We start from the raw sequence: 18,049 nt of genomic DNA on the forward strand, positions 1-18,049 counted from the left end.
AGATGAGAGAGATAACACAATATAGATTAATCACATTTAGTGTTTTATTTTTTGCAGTATTTTATAATTTTTCTTTTATAAAAGAGTTTTTTAAAGTATATGATTTAGTTGGATTGAATATTATATATTTTATATCTGTTTTTGTAGTATTTGTTTTTTTAAATATATTTTTATTTACACTTGTTAGTAGCAGATTCTCTACAAAAATATTTTTGATTTTAATTTTTATGGTTTCATCTTTTGTGGCATATTTTATGGATACATATAATGTAGTAATTGATAGTGAAATGATAAGAAATACACTTCAAACTAATCTTAATGAGTCTATGGATTTATTTAGTTTAAAATTAGTTTTGTATGTGATTTTTTTAGGGATAGTTCCATCTTTTTTAGTTTATAAATCAAATATTAAATATGAAGATAGAAAAAAAGAGCTAATAAAAAAGCTTAAAGTATTACTTTTTTCTCTTTTTATAATTATTGTAATAATATTTAGTTTTAGTAAGTTTTATGCATCTTTTTTTAGGGAACATAAATCTTTAAGATTTTATATGAATCCTACATATTGGGTTTATAGTGTAGGTAATTATATAGCTGAAGCAGTATCTCCTGATATTACAAAATTTAAAATTATTGGAGATGATGCCAATATTGTTCCACCTTTTGGTGAAGTAGATAAAAAAGAACTAATAATTTTAGTTGTGGGAGAAGCAGCAAGAGCAGATAGATTTTCTTTAAATGGTTATGAGAAACAAACTAATCCACTTTTAGAAAAAGAAGATATTGTAAATTTTTCTAATATGTATTCTTGTGGTACATCAACCGCTGTTTCAGTTCCTTGTATGTTCTCTTTTTATACAAAAGATGATTATACTTATAACAAAGGTATATCAACTGAAAATGTACTTGATGTCTTAAATGATACAAAAGGGGTTAAAATACTTTGGAGAGATAATAATTCAGATTCAAAAGGTGTAGCTTTAAGAGTTGATTATCAAGATTATAAAATACCAGAAAATAATACAATCTGCGATGAAGAGTGTCGTGATGAAGGTATGTTAGTAGGATTAGATAAGTATATAAAAGAAAACAAAGGTAAGGATATATTTATAGTATTACATCAAATGGGAAATCATGGTCCGGCTTATTATAAACGATATCCAAAAGAGTTTGAAAAATTTACACCAGTTTGTAAAACAAATGAGTTAGAAAAATGTACCCAAGAAGAGGTGAGTAATACTTATGACAATGCAATTTTATACACAGATTACTTTTTATCAAAAGTGATAAACTTCTTAAAACCTTATTCAAAAAATTATGAAACTGCTATGTTATATATGAGTGATCATGGGGAAAGTTTAGGGGAAAATGGTTTATATCTACATGGTATGCCATATTTAATTGCTCCTGATAATCAAAAGCATATTGCTTCATTTATATGGTTAGGAAAGGGCGATATTAGAGAAGATTTAGATGTGGAAAAACTTAAAAGTTATTCAAATAAAAGTTTTTCGCATGATAATCTTTTCCATACTCTTTTAGGATTATTTGAAGTTGAAGCAAAAGTGTATAATAAAGATATGGATATATTAAATGACGCAAAAATCGATTAATATTCAAATTCTTATTAGTTTTTTGCTTTTGGTTTTTGTATTAGTATTTTTTCAGATAACAGATGCTGATATTTATGTTCAAAAGTTTTTTTTCAATTTTACTAATAATACTTGGATATGGGATAGAAATGAACCAATTAGTGAGTTTTTATTATATTCAGGATTGAAAAAAAGTCTAATTATTTTTGCTTTTTGTATACTAATTGTATTAATATTTTTTTGGAAAAAACAAATAATTAGAAAATATAGATTTGGATTAATTATAATCGTTTTATCATCTATTGTGGTTCCTTTTACTATCATTAGTCTAAAAAATGTTACAAATACTCCATGTCCAAAAAACATTGAATACTTTGGGGGAAATTATCCTGATATAAAAGTATTTGATTCTTATCCAAAAGATTTTATTCAATATGGTAAAATACGATGTTGGCCAGCAGGTCATGCAAGTGGTGGATTTGCTTTAATGTCATTGTTTTTTCTTTTTAAGAGAAGAAAAAATCAAGTTTTAGCATTAAGTTTTGCCATTGGTTTAGCGTGGTCAATGGGATTATACAAAATGATTATAGGTGACCATTTTTTGAGTCATACTATAATAACCATGTTAATTGCATGGTTAGAGATATTATTAATAGCAAAATTTATAAAAAGGAATTTTTTTGAGAAATCAGCCTAAATACAATTTTTTTAAAAATACAAGTTATGCACTAAATGGGATTGTTGATTTACTAAAAACAGAAACATCATTTAAAATAGAATTGATAATTGTAGTTTTATTGTTGCCAGTTTTGATCTTTATTGATACAACTTTAGTAAATAAACTTCTTATGTTTATTAGTTTATTTGGAATGTTAATTGCAGAAACAATAAACAGTGCAATAGAAAGAACTGTTGATTTAGTAACATTAGAGCATCATATTATGGCAAAACGAGCTAAAGATGTAGGAAGTGCAATTGTTTTTTTTAGTATTATTGTTTTTGTAGTTACTTGGCTTAGTATATTTTATGTAATCTTTTTTCAGTGAAAATTGTCTATTGACAATTTTCGCAAAGTCCATAAATAGTCATAATATGGTCTTCTAAAACAAAACCATTTTTTTCTGCAATTTTGATTTGATTTAATTCAATAAAATCATCTGCAAATTCAATTATACTGTGGCAGTTTGTACAAATCATGTGGTCATGATGTTGCTCTTGTTTAAATTCAAATCTTTTTGTGTTATCTCCAACATCTAAAGATTCTACAATATTCATTTGCTCAAAGAAGTTTAAACTTCTATAAACTGTAGCAATACCAATATCTAAGTCAAAATCTTTTTGAACTTTTTTAGTAATCTCTTCTGCACTTAGATGCTCATTACTAAAATACAAGATTTTTAGAATACAATCTTTTTGAATAGTATTTTTAAAACCTTTTCTTGTAACTAAAGTTTTAAATTCATCCAAAAAGTGTTCAAACTTTTTTTCTTCTTTTTTTGTCATTTTTAATTATTTTCCTATGTATATAATTGTCAAAGAAACTAAAAGAGTAGCTGAGTAAATATAAGGTAACCCTTTGTTTATTCTCATATTCATTTTATAAAACATTGAAGCTTCAAAACTATTATTTTTGTCATTTATTGACATCTTTTAGCCTTTAATTAAAATTATACAAGCGAAAACTTAATAAGCATATAAAAGTTTAACACTATATAATTCTCTTAATGCAAGTATTGTTCCTATTGAAATATCATTTTATAGATATTTGCAAATAACATAGCTACTAAAACAGTTATTAAAACTTTTTTTATAAAAGCTTCTCCACCTTTTATTGCATAATGACTTCCCACATAAGAACCACAAATATTGGCAATTCCCATAGGTATTGCAACTAGCCATAAAATTTTTCCTGCAAAAAAGAATGCAACTACAGAACCAAAATTTGTAGCAAAATTTAAAGGCTTAGTTGAAGCAGTTGAAACTAGAAAATCTAAATTTAAAAATTTCTTCATAGAGATTGTAAGATAAGTTCCTGTACCTGGTCCTAAAATTCCATCATAAAACCCAATAGGTGCAGTACTTAATATAATACTTTTTTTAGTTAGTTTTATATTTTCTTCTTTTATTGTTTTACTTTTTTTAAACAAACTAATCATTGCAATAGCAATAGATAATAATATTGCCCAATGGATTAATTCTTGAGGTAGATACATAACAAGTGAACTTCCTAAATATGATGCAAGAAGACAAGGTATAATTGCTATTGAAACAACTTTCCAATTTACTTTTTTACTAGCTGCGTATTTTATTGTTGCCATAAGTGCACCAAACATTCCAGCTGATTTATTTGCAGCTAAAACGAAAACAGGAGGAATACCACTATAAAGTAATACTGGAACTTGTATCATCCCACCACCACCAGCAATAGAATCAATATATCCAGCTATAAATCCTGTTAAAATAAAAATAATAATCCAATTAGTTGTAATATTATCAAGAAATTCCATCTCTTTATCCTTTAAAAGTGGTAATTATATCACTAATGGTAAAAAAAAGTTTATTGTTTTGTATATTTAATATAACTAATTATAATTTTATATATTAGTAATACATATAAACTACACATTGATTAGATAAAATCTAAAAATTTTAATTTGGAGTAGATATGCAAAATAAAAAAATGGTTGTTTTTTCAATAGTAATTTTACTTGTAGCTTTTTTTGCAGGAGGAGCTTATTACAAGAATTTACAAAGTGAAAACAAAGTTAAGATGACAAAAGAACAAGCCCAAACACTTAAAAGACCTTATTCTTTAGTTATAGGAAATAAAGATGCAAAAGTACAATTAGTAGAATTTTTTGACCCAGCTTGTGGAGCTTGTGCTTATTTTTATCCGAAAGTTAAAAAACTTATGGAAGATAAAAAAGGTGATATTCAATTAGTTTTAAGATATGCCCCTTTTCATAAAAATGCAAATTATGCAGTAAAAATGCTTGAAGGTGCAAGAGAACAAGGATTATTTGAAGAAACTTTAGAATTTATGTTTAAAACACAAAGTTCATGGGTTGAGCATCATGTTGTAAATCCTCAAAAATTATGGAGTATTTTGGCAAATGTAGAAGGTTTAGATATGGAATTACTAGGAGAATTTATGAATTCTACTAAAGCAAATGACATAATTAAACAAGATATTGAAGATACTAAAACTTTAAAAATTGATAAAACTCCATCTTATTTTGTAAATGGGGAACCATTAGTAGATTTTGGATGGGATAATTTAGTTAAATTAATAGATTCTCATCTTTAAAATATAAGAGGAACTTTTAAGTTTCTCTTCATATTGAAATTAATTTATAAACTTCTAACAACTGCCTTAAACTCAGTACTTTTTCAAGAAAAAAAAGATATTATCTAGTAAACTATAATATACGGAAATTTAATGATTGTTAACATAACTTTACCAGATAAAACCTCATACGATATAACAATTGACAATTTAAAACAATTAAGTTTTGATAGAAAAGTTGTTGTTGTAACAAATCCAACAATAAGTGGATTTCATTTAGATTATTTAAAAAAACATATTTTTGCAAAAGAGTTAAGTATTGTAACTATCCCTGACGGGGAAGAGTATAAAAATATGTCAACTATTGACACTATTTTAGACCACTGTTTTGAACAAAAGTTAAATAGAAGTTCTCTTTTAATAGCTTTTGGTGGTGGAGTAATAGGAGATATGACTGGTTTTGCTGCATCAATATACCAAAGAGGTATTGATTTTGTACAAATTCCAACTACACTTCTTTCTCAAGTAGATGCGAGTGTTGGTGGAAAAACTGGAATAAACAATAAATATGGAAAAAATCTTGTAGGTGCTTTTCATCAGCCAATAGCAGTTTATATTGACCCTTATTTTTTAACTACTTTACCAAAAAGAGAGTTTGGTGCAGGAGTTGCAGAGATAGTTAAGATGGCCGTTACTTTCAATAAAGACTTTTTTGAATGGCTAGAAAACAATGATTTAAATGAAGATGAAAATATCAAAATAGCTATTGCAAAATCAGTTGAAACAAAAGCATGGGTAGTTTCACAAGATGAAAAAGAAAAAGGTTTAAGAGCTGCTTTAAATTATGGACATACCTTTGGTCATGTTATTGAAAATGAAACAAATTATAATACATATTTACATGGTGAAGCTGTAGGTATTGGTATGGTTATGGCAAATAACTTAGCTGTAAAAATTGGGAATATGACTGAAGATGAAGCCTCTAGAGTAAAACTACTTCTTGAAAAATACAATATTCCTACAGACTATGAGATAAAAGATGTAGAAGATTTTTATGAGCATTTTTTCTTAGATAAAAAATCATTAGATAATAAAATAAAATTTATTGTTCCGCAAGGTATTGGTGAGTGTGAAATTACAGATAGAATTTCAAAAAGTGATGTTATAGAAGTACTTAAAGGTTTCCAAAAGTGAAAAATATTCTAAAAATATTTTTGTTTGCCTCAATTATAAGCATAAATCTTTTTGCGGCACAAGAGAAGCAGATAGTTGATGAAAAGCATATTGTTTCAAATAACTTAAAAGATATTGAAAAAATCGAAGAGTTAAAACAAGAAGAGGAAAAAGCTAGACTTGAAGCTGAAGAGAAGCAAAGAATCGAAGAGGAAAAAAGACTAGCAAAAGAGAAAAAAATTGAAGAGCTTAAAGCTACTATTGCAACAATTGATGAGAAATTAAAAGATAACATTTTATTAAAAAGATATAGTAACTATAATGCATATATTAAAATTACTGATGAGTTAGCTGATCTTAAAAAAAGTGCAAATAAAATAAGTAATAAAACAGAAGAACAAATTCATCACCTAACAAATAAAATAAGAATTAAAGAAAATGAGCTAGAGCTTATCTCTGAATATAAAGGTTCACCTATTGGTTCATTAATCAATCCACCTGAGATTGACAATTATGAACAAATATCAAATCCTTTTGGAATCATCAATGCTCTTTCATATATTAAAAAACTTGAAAACAATAAAAGAGAGTTTTTATCAGTTGAAAAAGGGGTAAGGGAAGCAACAAATTTAATTGAAGAAAAGTTATATGCTTATTTAGAACTTTACAACACAGACCCTAAAACTGAATACAAAGAAGAGATAAACTTTTTAGACAAAGAAAAAAGAGACTTCACTATGGTTTTAGAGATTGTTTCTACTACAGAAGAGGTTTATACAAGAAAAATAGAACAAGTTATTCTTGAAACAAAATCTCAAATCTCAGTTCAAATAGAAAAGATATTTAATATTGCTGTAATTATTGTAGTTTTCTTTATAGTTACACTTTTAATAAAAATGGCACTTAAAAAATACTATTCACAAAATGAAAATTTTTATATGACAAATAAAGTGATAAATTTTACTTTAGTATTTTTTGTTTTAATAGTAGTACTTTTTTCTTATATTGACAATGTTTCATACATAGTAACAATCCTAGGATTCGCATCTGCCGGGATTGCTATCGCATTAAAAGATTGGTTTATGTCAATATTTGGATGGCTTGTAATTGTAACTTCAGGTTCTATTCATGTGGGAGATAGAATAAAAGTAACACGAGATGGACAACAAGTTGTAGGGGATGTTCTTGATATATCTTTATTTAAAATAACTATTAGAGAAGATATCACTTTAACTTCATATACAGTAAACAGAAGAACAGGAAGAATTTTCTTTATTCCAAATAACTATATTTTCTCAGAAATGATAGCAAACTATACACACTCTGGATTAAGAACAGTTTGGGATGGTATTGATATTACTATTACCTTTGATTCAAATTATAAAAAAGCTCAACATATTGCAAAAGAGATATTAAAACATTACTCTAAAGGTTATACAGATATAACTAGAAAACAACTTTCAAAGATGAGAAATAAGTATCAATTAAGAGCTACAGGAGTTGAGCCAAGAGTTTATACTTTTGTTGAACCTTATGGAATAGTTATATCTTCATGGTACTTGACAAATTCATACGCAGCTTTAGTTTTAAGAAGTACAATGTCACCTGAGATTTTAGAAGCATTTATGAAAGAGGATGATATTACAATTGCTTACCCAACTCAAACAGTTAATTTGGGGCAGGGGGCACAGAATTTAAGAACTCCTCCAGAAGATTTACCAGAGGTTTAAGGGATTTATGCAGTTTTCAACAAATAAACAAAAAGTATTTTTTAAAACATTTGGGTGTAGAACAAACTTGTTCGATACTCAAGTTATGATGAGTAATCTAAAAGATTTTGAAGTAACTCAAGATGAAAAAGAAGCAGATATAGTAGTTATAAACTCTTGTACAGTAACAAACAGTGCAGATAGTACAGCTAGGGGTTATATTAACTCTTTAAATAGATTTGATAAACCACCAAGGGTAGTTTTTACAGGATGTGGAGTTTGGACAAAAGGGGAAAACCTTTTCAAAGAAGATAAAATTGATTCTTTATTTGGACACAGTGAGAAAGAGCATATTAATGAACTTCTTCAAAAAGAGGAGAGATTTTTTGATGCAGGAGATTTAGAACATATTGATGATACAATCGTTGAGGAGTTTATTGGTAAAAGTAGAGCTTTTATTAAAATCCAAGAGGGTTGTGATTTTAGATGTTCATATTGTATTATTCCTTATGTAAGAGGTGATGCAAGAAGTTATAAAGAGGATAAAATCCTAGAACAAATCACAACTTTAGCTTCAAATGGTTTTGGAGAGTTTATTCTAACAGGAACAAATGTTGGAAGTTATGGAAAAAAGCAGCACACCTCTTTAGCTAAATTACTTAAAAAAATCTCAATGATAAAAGGTGTTAGAAGAATAAGACTTGGTTCTGTTGAGCCTATACAAATTGATGATGAGTTTAAAGAGATTATAAATGAGCCATTTATGGCAAAACATCTTCATATTGCACTTCAACACACTTCAAAAGAGATGTTAAAAATAATGAACAGAAGAAATAAAGTTTTATCTGACCTTGAACTTTTTGAATTTTTAAGGGAAAATGGATATGCTTTAGGTACAGACTTTATTGTTGGACATCCAGGTGAAACAGATGAACTTTGGAAAGAAGCAGTTGAGAATCTACATAGATTTCCTCTAACTCATGTTCATGCTTTTACTTATTCAAAAAGAGATGGAACTCCTAGTGCAACAATGAAAGGTGAAGTTAGGGGAGATATTGCTAAATTAAGATACAATGAATTAGTAAGCATAATAGATGAAAAAAACTATAACTTCAGAAAAAACAATACTCAACCTTTAGAAATTTTAATTGAATCTTATAAAGATGGTATTTACACTGGACTAGATCAATATTTTAATCAAATTGAGGTTAAAAGTAGTGCTGATTTAGTTGGAGATTGGATATTTTTAGAGGAGTATGAAGCAAAGAGAGATAAAAATGTCGCAGAATTCAAATAAAAACGCACTTGATAAAAATATGAAGCTTATGGGCTTATCAGCAATTGTTTTATTAGTATTATTTTTATATACACTTTATAAAAGTAGTGACCATATACAAACAAACTCATATTATTTTGGAATAATATTTCTACTTTTTTTACTTGCATTTGCTATTTTTGCAAGATTTAAACAAAAAAATATTCAAAAGTTTTTAAAAATAAATTCAAAAAATAATACACAATCATTTTCTTCTGAATTATCAACTGCTCAAGATAAAACAGAAGAGCTTAATTCTAATATTGTTGCAGTTAATTCTAATATTACATTTAAAGATATTGCAGGTATTAGTGAAGTTAAAGGGGAATTAGAAGAGGTAGTTGAATTTTTAAATGACCCAAGTAAATATTTAAACCATGGAGTTAAACTTCCAAAAGGTGTACTTTTAGTTGGACCTCCAGGTGTTGGTAAAACTCTTATTGCAAGGGCAGTTGCGGGGGAAGCTGATGTTCCATTTTTTTATCAAAGTGGTGCAAGTTTTGTTCAAATTTATGTGGGAATGGGTGCAAAAAAGGTACGTGAACTTTTTATGAAAGCAAAAGCTTCAGCTCCTGCAATTGTATTTATAGATGAAATTGACGCAATTGGTAAAAAAAGAGGCGGTAAAACAAATGACGAGAGAGAATCAACTTTAAATGAACTTCTAACTCAAATGGATGGTTTTGAAGGTGATTCTGGTGTTATTGTTATTGCAGCTACAAATAAAATAGAAGTTTTAGATGAAGCATTACTTAGAGCAGGTAGATTTGATAGAAGAGTATTTTTAAATCTTCCAAATATTGAAGATAGAAAAAAGATATTGGAACTTTATTTAAAAGCAAAACATTATGAGTTTGATTTAGATACTTTAGCTCAACAAACTTCAGGTTTTAGTTCTGCTGCTTTAGCTACTTTGATAAATGAAGCTTTATTAAATATGATAAAAAGAGAATCAAAAACTCTTCAAGATATTGATATTGAATTAGCAAAAAATAAATTAGAATTTGGGAAAAAAGAGACTCAAATCCTAAATGAAGAGCAAAAAGAGATATTAAGTATTTACCAAGCAAGTAAAGCTTTTATAACAAAATCAAAAGTTACACTTTTTGATGAAAAAGTTACAATTATTGATTCTATTTACCCATCATATACTGAACTTCTAGAAAATATCAAAAGATATCTTTCTGGAACTATTGGTGTAGAGGTTATAAAAAAACAAAAATATGCAGTAAATAAGCAAGATTTAGAAAAAGCTTATAACCTTGCAAAACAGATTGTAGATGAATATAAAATGGCTAAAGATATTGATTCTCTAATAGAAGATGTTAGTAATTCATTGCGTTCAGAGCTTTCAGAAAACTCTACACAAATAACAAAGTTAAAAGAGATTATGTTAAAAAATGAGGTAATTGCAGAAGATGACATTTAAATATTTTTCAGGTTTTTGTTTAAAAAATGAGGAAGAGTTATTTAAAGAATATCTACTTGATGGAGATTTTTGTGTAGCTGGTTTTTCTTATGGAGCTATAAAAGCTTTTGAAGAAGTTTATTCAAATAACAAAAGAGTTGATACTTTACAACTTTTTTCTCCGGCTTTTTTTCAGACAATGAATACAAAAATTAAAAAACTACAATTAATCTCTTTTAAAAAAGATAAAGATACTTATATAAAAAATTTTCTAGAAAACGTAAGTTTTCCTGAAAATACAAATATGTACAAGTATTTAGATGAAGGTTTAGAATCACAATTAGATGAATTATTAAACTATACTTGGGATAAAGATAGATTACAAGAATTAGTTGATAGAGGGATTAAACTTGAGGTTTATCTTGGAGGAAAAGATAAAATAATTGACCATGAAAGTGCAAAAGATTTTTTTAAAGAGTTTGCAACTGTATATTATATAAAAGACAAAGGACACATATTATGAGTGATAATATAGCTAAAATAGGTATTATAACTGCTAGTGATAGAGCTAGTAAAGGAATTTATGAGGATATTTCAGGAAAAGCTATTGAAGATACTATGAATGATTATCTAAAATCTCCTTGGCAACCAGTTTATAGATGTATTGAAGATGATCAAAAAACTATCGAAGATACAATGATTGATTTAGTTGATAATGAAAAGTGTTGTCTAGTTGTTACAACTGGTGGAACTGGTCCAGCTAAAAGAGATGTAACACCAGAGGCAACAGAAAATGTATGCGATAGAATGATGCCAGGTTTTGGAGAACTTATGAGAGCTGAATCATTAAAGTTTGTTCCAACTGCAATTCTTTCAAGACAAACAGCAGGTCTTAGAGGAAGTTCTTTAATAGTAAATCTTCCAGGAAAACCAAAATCAATTAGAGAGTGTTTAGATGCAGTTTTTCCAGCAATTCCATATTGTATAGATTTAATGGAAGGACCATTTTTAGAAACTGATGAAGAGGTTATTAAAGCATTTAGACCTAAAAAGAAATAATACTTAAGATTTAATCTTGAGTATTACTTTTCATGTTTTCCTACAAATTCTGCTTTACAAACCATTTCTACATTTATATTTGCTACTTTATTCATTTGAAGTGAGATATCTTTAACATTTTGTGCTACTGAAGCATTTTTTTGTGTTAGCATATCTATTTGTGTTACTGAACTATTTATTAGATTTATACTATGTTCCTGCTCTTGTGAGGCATCTACAACCTTTTCAATAAGTTCAGTTGTTTTACTTATATTTTCATTTAATTCTTCATATCCTTTTATCATTCCATCCGCAATTGTTTTACCTTCATTTGCTTTTAATGTTGAGGATTCAACTATCTCTTTGATCTTTTTAGCAGCTTCAGCACTTCTTGATGCAAGATTTCTAACCTCTTGGGCAACTACAGAAAATCCTTTTCCTGCTTCTCCAGCAGTTGCTGCTTCAACTGCTGCATTAAGAGATAATATATTTGTTTGAAAAGCAATTTGGTCAATAATATTTGTTGCTTCTTTTACTGCATTTGTTGACTCATTTATATCATTCATTGCATGAACTGTTTTTGATGCTAAATTTAAACCTTTATTAATAGAATCTTTTACCATATGACCTTGTTCTGACATGGTTTTAGCAGTTTTTGTATTTATTGATACGGTTTTTGTTATCTCTTCAATAGCTGCTGAAGTCTCTTCAATTGCTACAGCTTGATTTGAAGTAGATTCAAAAAGAGATGAAGAGTTTTCTAATAATAAGTTTGATTCCTCTTTCAATAACATAGATGTTTTATAAGAAGTTTTTAGATTGTTAGTAATCTCATTTTGCAAAAAATTTATCCCCCTTGATAAATCTTTTAATTTCCCACCTTTAAATAGATTTTCATCAATACTTTTTAGATAGTTTTGTTTACTATATTCTTGAAGTATATTACAAATCTCTGTTACATTTTTATCAATCTTATCTGACATAACATTAATGGATTTTGATATATAATTTAGTTTTTCATTTGAAGTAGTTATGCTAATTCTGTCATCTGTATATCCATCAGATAGTTTTTCCGTAGATAACATAATTTCACCATATAAGGTTAAATCTTCTGTTTGTTTACTCTCAATTAATTTAGAGAGACTTTTTATTGTATTAATAACTGTTTTTGTATCTTTATCTAAATCTTGTTCAATAATCTCATCTATTGAATTAACTTCATTTTTTATATATACATCAATTGTTTCCAAAGCTTCTAGTATATGTTTATTTTTTTTCTTATTTGAGAAAAACATAAGAGATCCTTTTATTTTAGTGTTTTATAAAGTGAAATAGCTTTTTCAATCTCTTTATCAGTAGGCTTTACTCTTACAGAGATGTATCTTTTGTTTCCTTTGGCATCTACTGATGGATAAGCAGTTGCATTTACCCAATAATAATCGCCTTTTTTTGTTTTATTTTTAACTATACCTTTCCAAACATTGCCACTTTGTACAGTTTCCCATAAATCTTTAAAGGCTGCCTTTGGCATATCTTCATGCCTAACCATATTGTGTGGATTTCCTATGAGTTCATCTTTTGTGTAGCCAGAAATTTTGCAAAAATCTTCATTTGCATATACAATAATACCTTTTGCATCAGTTTCAGATACAATCATTGTTTTTTTGTCTAATTTAATTTCAGCATTCATAATAATTCCTTTTGAGAATTTAATAATTTAGAATATAATTTTTAAGCTTTTATTAAATTTAAAAATAAATGTTAAAATTATTTTACCTTTATTTAATGTAATTAATTCTTTTTAATATAAAAAATTTAAATAGTGTAAATTTGATGTAAGTTTTAGAAAGAATTATCTATGAGAGTAAAAAAGTAATTATTTTTTATCATTAGTTCTACAAATTAAATAAAAGCTACTTTTATTTAAGGTTTTTTACTTATTATAATATCCTAATAATAAAAAAGGCGATATTATGAAAAAATATTTAATTACTATTGTTTTGACTTTGGGAGCTTATTTTTTAGCAAGTTTTGCATTTAATACCCAACATTCAATTCTTTTAGCAATAATTGTATTTCTAGTTACCTTATGGACAAATGAGGCTTTACCTATAGGTGTTGTATCTTTACTACCTATTATACTTTTTCCTAGTTTTGATATTTTAAGTACTAATGCTACGACAATAAATTATTCAAAATCTATCATTTTCCTATTCTTAGGTGGTTTTATAATTGCAATTGCTACACAAAAAACTGAGTTGCATAAGTATATTTCAAATAAACTATTAACCTTGTTTCCAAATACACCAAGGGGAATACTTTTTTCACTTGCGATAACTTCAGCTTTTTTAAGTTCACTTATTTCAAACACTACAACAGCTTTATTGTTGATTCCCATTGCAATGTTTTTAACAGATAATGTAAAATTAAAAATGAGATTGGTTTTAGCTATTGCTTATGGTGCAAGTATTGGTGGAATCGTTACCCCAATTGGTACACCTCCTAATTTAATTTTATTAGGTTTTATGGATCAACACTCTCTTGAAGCAATACCTTTTGTGAAATGGATATTTTTAACAGGACCATTAGCATTGGTGATGTTGTTAATTATCCCTTTATTTTTATCTTTTGGAGTAAATGATATTAAGTTTGATACTGAGTTGTCTCATAAAGAGGATTTAACAAGTGATCAAAGAAGATTACTGTATATCTTAGGTTCTTTAGTAGTTTTACTTTTTGTTAATTCAAAAATTGAACCATTTTATTCAGGTTTAGGTTTAAATGAAAAAGGGATATTATTAAGTTATGGACTTTTAATGTTAGTTCCTAAAATTGGTTTTCTAGAATGGGATGATATGAAAAAAATTCCTTATGAGATAATCTTTTTATTTGGTGCAGGTTTTTCCATTGCAGCAGCTTTCTCTTCAACAGGTCTTGCACAAGAGATCGCAAATTATCTTTTAGAATTAACTAACTTACCTGTATTAATATTAATTTTGTTAGTTGCATCATTAATCACTTTTACTACAGAAATTACATCTAATACAGCATTAATCTCTATTGCTTTACCTATTATCTATTCTTTAAGTCAAGTAACAAATATAGATACTACACTTATATTACTTGTAGCTACAATTTGTGCTTCTTATGCATTTATGTTGCCTATTGCAACTCCTCCAAATGCAATTGCAATGAGTAGTGGAGCTGTAAAAGTAAAAGATATGGCTAAATTTGGAATTATGTTTAATATATTAGGAATTATTTGTATTACAACTATTGCTTTAGTTTATTGGCAATATGCTTTATAAAAAAGAGGTATTTGTTAGTTTTATCTAGCAAATACTCTTTTATCTTCTTCTTTTTTTATCTCTGATAAAGTATCTAAATAATCCAAGTAGCTAATAAGATATTTTCTACTAATAGGATATTTTTCTTTTAAATTTTTAAGATTTATATATCCATCATTTTTTATAATATTTTTCATCTCATTTACAATATTTGTAAGGCTTTGAGCATGGATAAATATATTATGTTGAAGTCTTATTAGTACTTTCTTTGAACATAAAGATTTTAAAATATCATCTCCAGTTTTTCTATCTAAATCCATCTCATCATATATATTGTATGGAGCTGTAGGAGTGATATTCTCATTTTCAAATCTTTTTAAAATTAGAGTTTCAAGTGATTCTTTTATATTTGTTGTAATATTTGGGTTTTTATATAGGTTTTTTTCTTTTATTAAAAAACCTTCACATTCAAGTTCATCTAAAACTATTTGTATAAAACTTTCACTTGCCCATTTTAATCTTAAAGAAATTGATTGATTAGAAAGTAGGGCAAACTGATTTTTATTATAGATATTTAGAATAAACTCTTTTATAATCTCTTTTGTTGAAGAAGGATAAATTACAAGTGCTTTTTCATCAATAAAAACATCTTCAATATTTTTTGCATACTCTAAAGCTTTTTCATGACTTAAAGCAAATCTCTGTGCTGAAGAGATAAGTCCTAACCCTTTTTTATGAGCTTTTATTAATATTTCATAGGCTTCTTCAATATTTTGCTTCTTAAGTGCTTCAAGAAGTTCTAATTTTTGTGTTTTTTTCATAGGGTCAACAATTGGATTTAAAACAACTGCTCCTGCTATTGTAATATTTCCTTGTCTTATTATTAGTTTTTCATTGTATATTGAAAATATATCATCTTTTAGTTTTAGTGTTGCAAATCCAGATTCTAATTCATCTTGACTATTAAATAGTAATACCTTAGCTTCAACTTTTTTAGAGCCTATAAAAATTGAATAATTTGTATTATGTTTTAATTTTTTTGTTTTTAAACTATTAAAAGAGATATTAATTGTGTTAAAACCTCTTAAATATCCTTTTTTTGAAATTAAAAAACCTCTTTGTATATCTTCTTTTTTTATACCTGATAGATTAATTGCTGTTCTATTTGAGATATTAGAAGTTTCTACCTCTTGTCCATGAACTTGAAGTTTTTTTACTCTAGCTTCCCTTTTTATATCACAAATAAATACTTTGTCATTTAAAGATATTGGTTTCCCAAGTGTGGTACCAGTTACAATTGTACCTGCTCCTTGTAAAGAAAATATTCTATCTACATAATATCTAAAAAAGTTTTCTTCGATTTTTGTATTTGCATCCAAGGCAAAAAGTTTATCTTTTAACTCTTCAATAGATTTTTTATCATATATAGAAACAGCAGTAGAAAAAAGAAGATTAAAATCAAAACTCTTAACATACTCTTCAATCTCTTGTATAATATTTTCTAGTTGATTCTCTTCTACTAAATCTTTTTTGGTAACTGTTAAGATGGCATTTTTTACACCCAAAAGATTTAATATCTCTAAGTGTTCTATTGTTTGTGGCATAATCTTTTCAGTTGCACTAACAACTATCATTACACAATCAAAACTAAAAGCTCCGGCAATCATATTTTTTACTAGTTTTTCATGTCCTGGAACATCTATAAAAGCAACATTTTTTTCACCTTTACTCATATTAGAAAAACTCAAATCAATAGTAATACCTCTTTGTTTTTCCTCTTTTGTACTATCCCCTTCATAACCATTTAATGCTTTTATTAAAGCAGTTTTTCCATGGTCAATATGTCCACAAGTTCCTATAATATAATTACTCATTTATAATCTCTTCAATTTTTAGTTTAATAATGTTTAGTTCATCATCTTGAATTGTTCTCAAGTCCAATAAGAATTTTTCATCTTCAATTCTTCCAATAATATTTTTACTTCTAAATAATTTTTCGATTTTATTTGGTTTATAGTCTTTAAAATTTATATTTAAAGCTATTGATGGAATTTTTTTATTTGGTGTTGTTCCTCCACCAATTACTGTTTGTGTTTCTAAGATATTACAATCACAATATTTATCTATCATCTGTTTTAATTCTTGAGCTTTTTGTTTTAGTTCATCTTGTGTTTTAAAAAGCATTTTCATAGTTGGAATATTCTCTTTTTGATTTAGTAAAAGAGATTTCATACTATCTTCTAATAATGCTAAAGTAAGTTTATCTACCCTTAACATTCTTAATAATTGATTCTTTTTTAATTCATCAATATATTTCTTTTTTCCTACTATAATTCCAGCTTGAACAGAACCTAAAAGTTTATCCCCTGAAAAACTCAACAATGAAGGTTTGTATTTCATATAGTCTAACACTGATGGTTCTTTATCTTGCAGTCCATAAGGCAAGTCAACAATATGTCCACTTCCCATATCATAATAGTCTATCAATTTGTTTTCATTTGCTATTTCTACAATCTTGTCAAACTCCACTTCTTTGCTAAAACCTTCAATTGTATAGTTTGATTTATGAACCTTCATTAATATTGAAGTGTTTTCATTGATAGCATTTTGATAATCTTTTTCATGGGTTTTATTTGTAGTTCCAATCTCTTTTAATATTGCACCACTACTATTCATAACATCTGGAATTCTAAAACTTCCACCAATCTCTACAAGTTCACCTCTGCTTACAACTACTTCTTTGTTTTTAGCAAAAGTGTTTAATATCAAAAAAACAGCACTTGCATTGTTATTTACAATAAGTACATCTTCACAAGCTAAAAGTTCTTGGGCTATTTTAGAAATATGTGAATAACGTTCACCCCTTTTACCTTCTTTTAAATCATATTCTAAATTGTTGTATGAAGTTGCTATATCTTTTACTCTCTCAAAGGCATCTTTATCAATTAAGCTTCTTCCTAAATTTGTATGAATAATTACTCCCGTTGCATTTATAACTTTTTGTAAAGAGGAAGAGGTGATGTTTTTATATTTATTTTTTACTTTCTCAATTAGTTTTTCTTCATCAATTGAGTCAACTTTTTTATTTAAAATATCTTCTCTTAATTTATTAATTACATCTTTTGAAATGGAAGTTATAAGTGCTTTTGAATAATTATCAAATGCTGTATTTGAGACAAATTTATCTATTTTAGGAATAGACTTAAGTAAAACCATTTTTACCCTTTCAGAGTTTTTTAAT

18 protein-coding genes are annotated in these 18,049 nt (G+C 27.0%); 11 read left to right on the top strand and 7 right to left on the bottom strand.

Going from position 1 to position 18,049, the window contains the following annotated elements:
* Window positions 1–2: 2 nt before the first annotated feature.
* From ACKU3H_RS10100 to ACKU3H_RS10110, 3 genes are read left to right on the top strand one after another with little or no spacing between them, the layout of a single operon-like run.
* Window positions 3–1,613 carry a phosphoethanolamine--lipid A transferase gene (locus tag ACKU3H_RS10100; RefSeq protein WP_320033729.1) on the top strand — a complete coding sequence of 537 codons (1,611 nt, stop codon included), beginning with the start codon at window positions 3–5 and terminating at the stop codon, window positions 1,611–1,613.
* Window positions 1,594–2,289 carry a phosphatase PAP2 family protein gene (locus ACKU3H_RS10105; RefSeq protein WP_320033730.1) on the top strand — a complete coding sequence of 232 codons (696 nt, stop codon included), beginning with the start codon at window positions 1,594–1,596 and terminating at the stop codon, window positions 2,287–2,289. The genes ACKU3H_RS10100 and ACKU3H_RS10105 overlap by 20 nt, the downstream gene beginning before the upstream one ends.
* Window positions 2,273–2,638: a diacylglycerol kinase gene (locus ACKU3H_RS10110; RefSeq protein WP_320033731.1), complete on the top strand. Its 366-nt coding sequence runs from the start codon at window positions 2,273–2,275 to the stop codon at window positions 2,636–2,638. Before ACKU3H_RS10105 ends, ACKU3H_RS10110 begins: the two co-directional genes overlap by 17 nt.
* 7 nt (window positions 2,639–2,645) lie before the next feature.
* Here the strand turns inward: ACKU3H_RS10110 and ACKU3H_RS10115 are convergent, their stop codons facing one another.
* The 3 genes from ACKU3H_RS10115 to ACKU3H_RS10125 form a co-directional block, all read right to left on the bottom strand.
* Window positions 2,646–3,095, bottom strand: a complete 450-nt coding sequence (locus tag ACKU3H_RS10115) for a Fur family transcriptional regulator (RefSeq protein WP_320033732.1) — start codon at window positions 3,093–3,095, stop codon at window positions 2,646–2,648.
* A gap of 6 nt (window positions 3,096–3,101) precedes the next feature.
* Window positions 3,102–3,239, bottom strand: coding sequence for a hypothetical protein (locus ACKU3H_RS10120; RefSeq protein ID WP_320033733.1), 138 nt, complete (start codon window positions 3,237–3,239; stop codon window positions 3,102–3,104).
* 92 nt (window positions 3,240–3,331) lie between these two features.
* Window positions 3,332–4,099 carry a TSUP family transporter gene (locus tag ACKU3H_RS10125; RefSeq protein WP_320033734.1) on the bottom strand — a complete coding sequence of 256 codons (768 nt, stop codon included), beginning with the start codon at window positions 4,097–4,099 and terminating at the stop codon, window positions 3,332–3,334.
* A gap of 158 nt (window positions 4,100–4,257) precedes the next feature.
* On the opposite strand from ACKU3H_RS10125, the gene ACKU3H_RS10130 reads away from it, so the two are divergent.
* The 7 genes from ACKU3H_RS10130 to mog all read left to right on the top strand — a co-directional run bounded on the left by ACKU3H_RS10130 (window position 4,258) and on the right by mog (window position 11,542).
* The gene (locus ACKU3H_RS10130) at window positions 4,258–4,899 is read left to right on the top strand and encodes a thioredoxin domain-containing protein (protein ID WP_320033735.1); all 642 of its coding nucleotides are present in this window, start codon (window positions 4,258–4,260) and stop codon (window positions 4,897–4,899) included.
* 132 nt (window positions 4,900–5,031) lie between these two features.
* Entirely contained in the window at window positions 5,032–6,072 is a 1,041-nt protein-coding gene (gene aroB, locus ACKU3H_RS10135; protein WP_320033736.1) for a 3-dehydroquinate synthase, read from the top strand.
* Window positions 6,069–7,781, top strand: a complete 1,713-nt coding sequence (locus ACKU3H_RS10140; RefSeq protein ID WP_320033737.1) for a mechanosensitive ion channel domain-containing protein — start codon at window positions 6,069–6,071, stop codon at window positions 7,779–7,781. Before aroB ends, ACKU3H_RS10140 begins: the two co-directional genes overlap by 4 nt.
* A gap of 7 nt (window positions 7,782–7,788) precedes the next feature.
* On the top strand, window positions 7,789–9,057 hold the full coding sequence (gene mtaB / locus ACKU3H_RS10145; protein WP_320033738.1) for a tRNA (N(6)-L-threonylcarbamoyladenosine(37)-C(2))-methylthiotransferase MtaB: 1,269 nt from the start codon (window positions 7,789–7,791) through the stop codon (window positions 9,055–9,057).
* Window positions 9,038–10,504 carry an AAA family ATPase gene (locus ACKU3H_RS10150; protein ID WP_320033739.1) on the top strand — a complete coding sequence of 489 codons (1,467 nt, stop codon included), beginning with the start codon at window positions 9,038–9,040 and terminating at the stop codon, window positions 10,502–10,504. Before mtaB ends, ACKU3H_RS10150 begins: the two co-directional genes overlap by 20 nt.
* Window positions 10,494–11,006 carry a pimelyl-ACP methyl ester esterase BioV gene (bioV, locus tag ACKU3H_RS10155; protein ID WP_320033740.1) on the top strand — a complete coding sequence of 171 codons (513 nt, stop codon included), beginning with the start codon at window positions 10,494–10,496 and terminating at the stop codon, window positions 11,004–11,006. The genes ACKU3H_RS10150 and bioV overlap by 11 nt, the downstream gene beginning before the upstream one ends.
* Window positions 11,003–11,542: a molybdopterin adenylyltransferase gene (gene mog / locus ACKU3H_RS10160; protein ID WP_320033741.1), complete on the top strand. Its 540-nt coding sequence runs from the start codon at window positions 11,003–11,005 to the stop codon at window positions 11,540–11,542. Before bioV ends, mog begins: the two co-directional genes overlap by 4 nt.
* 23 nt (window positions 11,543–11,565) lie before the next feature.
* Here the strand turns inward: mog and ACKU3H_RS10165 are convergent, their stop codons facing one another.
* Window positions 11,566–12,816, bottom strand: a complete 1,251-nt coding sequence (locus ACKU3H_RS10165) for a methyl-accepting chemotaxis protein (RefSeq protein ID WP_320033742.1) — start codon at window positions 12,814–12,816, stop codon at window positions 11,566–11,568.
* Window positions 12,817–12,827: 11 nt separating this feature from the next.
* Window positions 12,828–13,211 (bottom strand): PAS domain-containing protein, encoded by a 384-nt coding sequence (locus ACKU3H_RS10170; protein WP_320033743.1) that lies wholly within the window; start codon window positions 13,209–13,211, stop codon window positions 12,828–12,830.
* A gap of 283 nt (window positions 13,212–13,494) precedes the next feature.
* Between ACKU3H_RS10170 and ACKU3H_RS10175 the strand changes: the two genes are divergently transcribed.
* Window positions 13,495–14,829: an SLC13 family permease gene (locus ACKU3H_RS10175; protein WP_320033744.1), complete on the top strand. Its 1,335-nt coding sequence runs from the start codon at window positions 13,495–13,497 to the stop codon at window positions 14,827–14,829.
* A gap of 20 nt (window positions 14,830–14,849) precedes the next feature.
* On the opposite strand, the gene selB is transcribed toward ACKU3H_RS10175, so the two are convergent.
* Together selB and selA are read right to left on the bottom strand one after the other, a co-directional pair.
* On the bottom strand, window positions 14,850–16,682 hold the full coding sequence (gene selB / locus ACKU3H_RS10180; RefSeq protein WP_320033745.1) for a selenocysteine-specific translation elongation factor: 1,833 nt from the start codon (window positions 16,680–16,682) through the stop codon (window positions 14,850–14,852).
* Complete coding sequence (gene selA, locus ACKU3H_RS10185) at window positions 16,675–18,024, bottom strand: L-seryl-tRNA(Sec) selenium transferase (RefSeq protein ID WP_320033746.1); 1,350 nt, start codon at window positions 18,022–18,024, stop codon at window positions 16,675–16,677. The genes selB and selA overlap by 8 nt, the downstream gene beginning before the upstream one ends.
* Window positions 18,025–18,049: the final 25 nt, after the last annotated feature.

The organism is Halarcobacter sp., from assembly GCF_963675975.1.
Classification (GTDB): Bacteria; Campylobacterota; Campylobacteria; order Campylobacterales; family Arcobacteraceae; genus Halarcobacter.

Bases quoted from the DNA above. Each gene is read 5' to 3' on its own strand.
- mog (WP_320033741.1), top strand. From the start codon at position 11,003: ATGAGTGATAATATAGCTAAAATAGGTATTATAACTGCTAGTGATAGA.
- ACKU3H_RS10120 (WP_320033733.1), bottom strand. From the start codon at position 3,239: ATGTCAATAAATGACAAAAATAATAGTTTTGAAGCTTCAATGTTTTAT.
- selB (WP_320033745.1), bottom strand. From the start codon at position 16,682: ATGAGTAATTATATTATAGGAACTTGTGGACATATTGACCATGGAAAA.
- ACKU3H_RS10100 (WP_320033729.1), top strand. From the start codon at position 3: ATGAGAGAGATAACACAATATAGATTAATCACATTTAGTGTTTTATTT.
- ACKU3H_RS10125 (WP_320033734.1), bottom strand. From the start codon at position 4,099: ATGGAATTTCTTGATAATATTACAACTAATTGGATTATTATTTTTATT.
- bioV (WP_320033740.1), top strand. From the start codon at position 10,494: ATGACATTTAAATATTTTTCAGGTTTTTGTTTAAAAAATGAGGAAGAG.
- ACKU3H_RS10170 (WP_320033743.1), bottom strand. From the start codon at position 13,211: ATGAATGCTGAAATTAAATTAGACAAAAAAACAATGATTGTATCTGAA.
- ACKU3H_RS10175 (WP_320033744.1), top strand. From the start codon at position 13,495: ATGAAAAAATATTTAATTACTATTGTTTTGACTTTGGGAGCTTATTTT.
- mtaB (WP_320033738.1), top strand. From the start codon at position 7,789: ATGCAGTTTTCAACAAATAAACAAAAAGTATTTTTTAAAACATTTGGG.
- ACKU3H_RS10150 (WP_320033739.1), top strand. From the start codon at position 9,038: ATGTCGCAGAATTCAAATAAAAACGCACTTGATAAAAATATGAAGCTT.
- ACKU3H_RS10130 (WP_320033735.1), top strand. From the start codon at position 4,258: ATGCAAAATAAAAAAATGGTTGTTTTTTCAATAGTAATTTTACTTGTA.
- ACKU3H_RS10115 (WP_320033732.1), bottom strand. From the start codon at position 3,095: ATGACAAAAAAAGAAGAAAAAAAGTTTGAACACTTTTTGGATGAATTT.
- selA (WP_320033746.1), bottom strand. From the start codon at position 18,024: ATGGTTTTACTTAAGTCTATTCCTAAAATAGATAAATTTGTCTCAAAT.
- ACKU3H_RS10105 (WP_320033730.1), top strand. From the start codon at position 1,594: ATGACGCAAAAATCGATTAATATTCAAATTCTTATTAGTTTTTTGCTT.
- aroB (WP_320033736.1), top strand. From the start codon at position 5,032: ATGATTGTTAACATAACTTTACCAGATAAAACCTCATACGATATAACA.
- ACKU3H_RS10165 (WP_320033742.1), bottom strand. From the start codon at position 12,816: ATGTTTTTCTCAAATAAGAAAAAAAATAAACATATACTAGAAGCTTTG.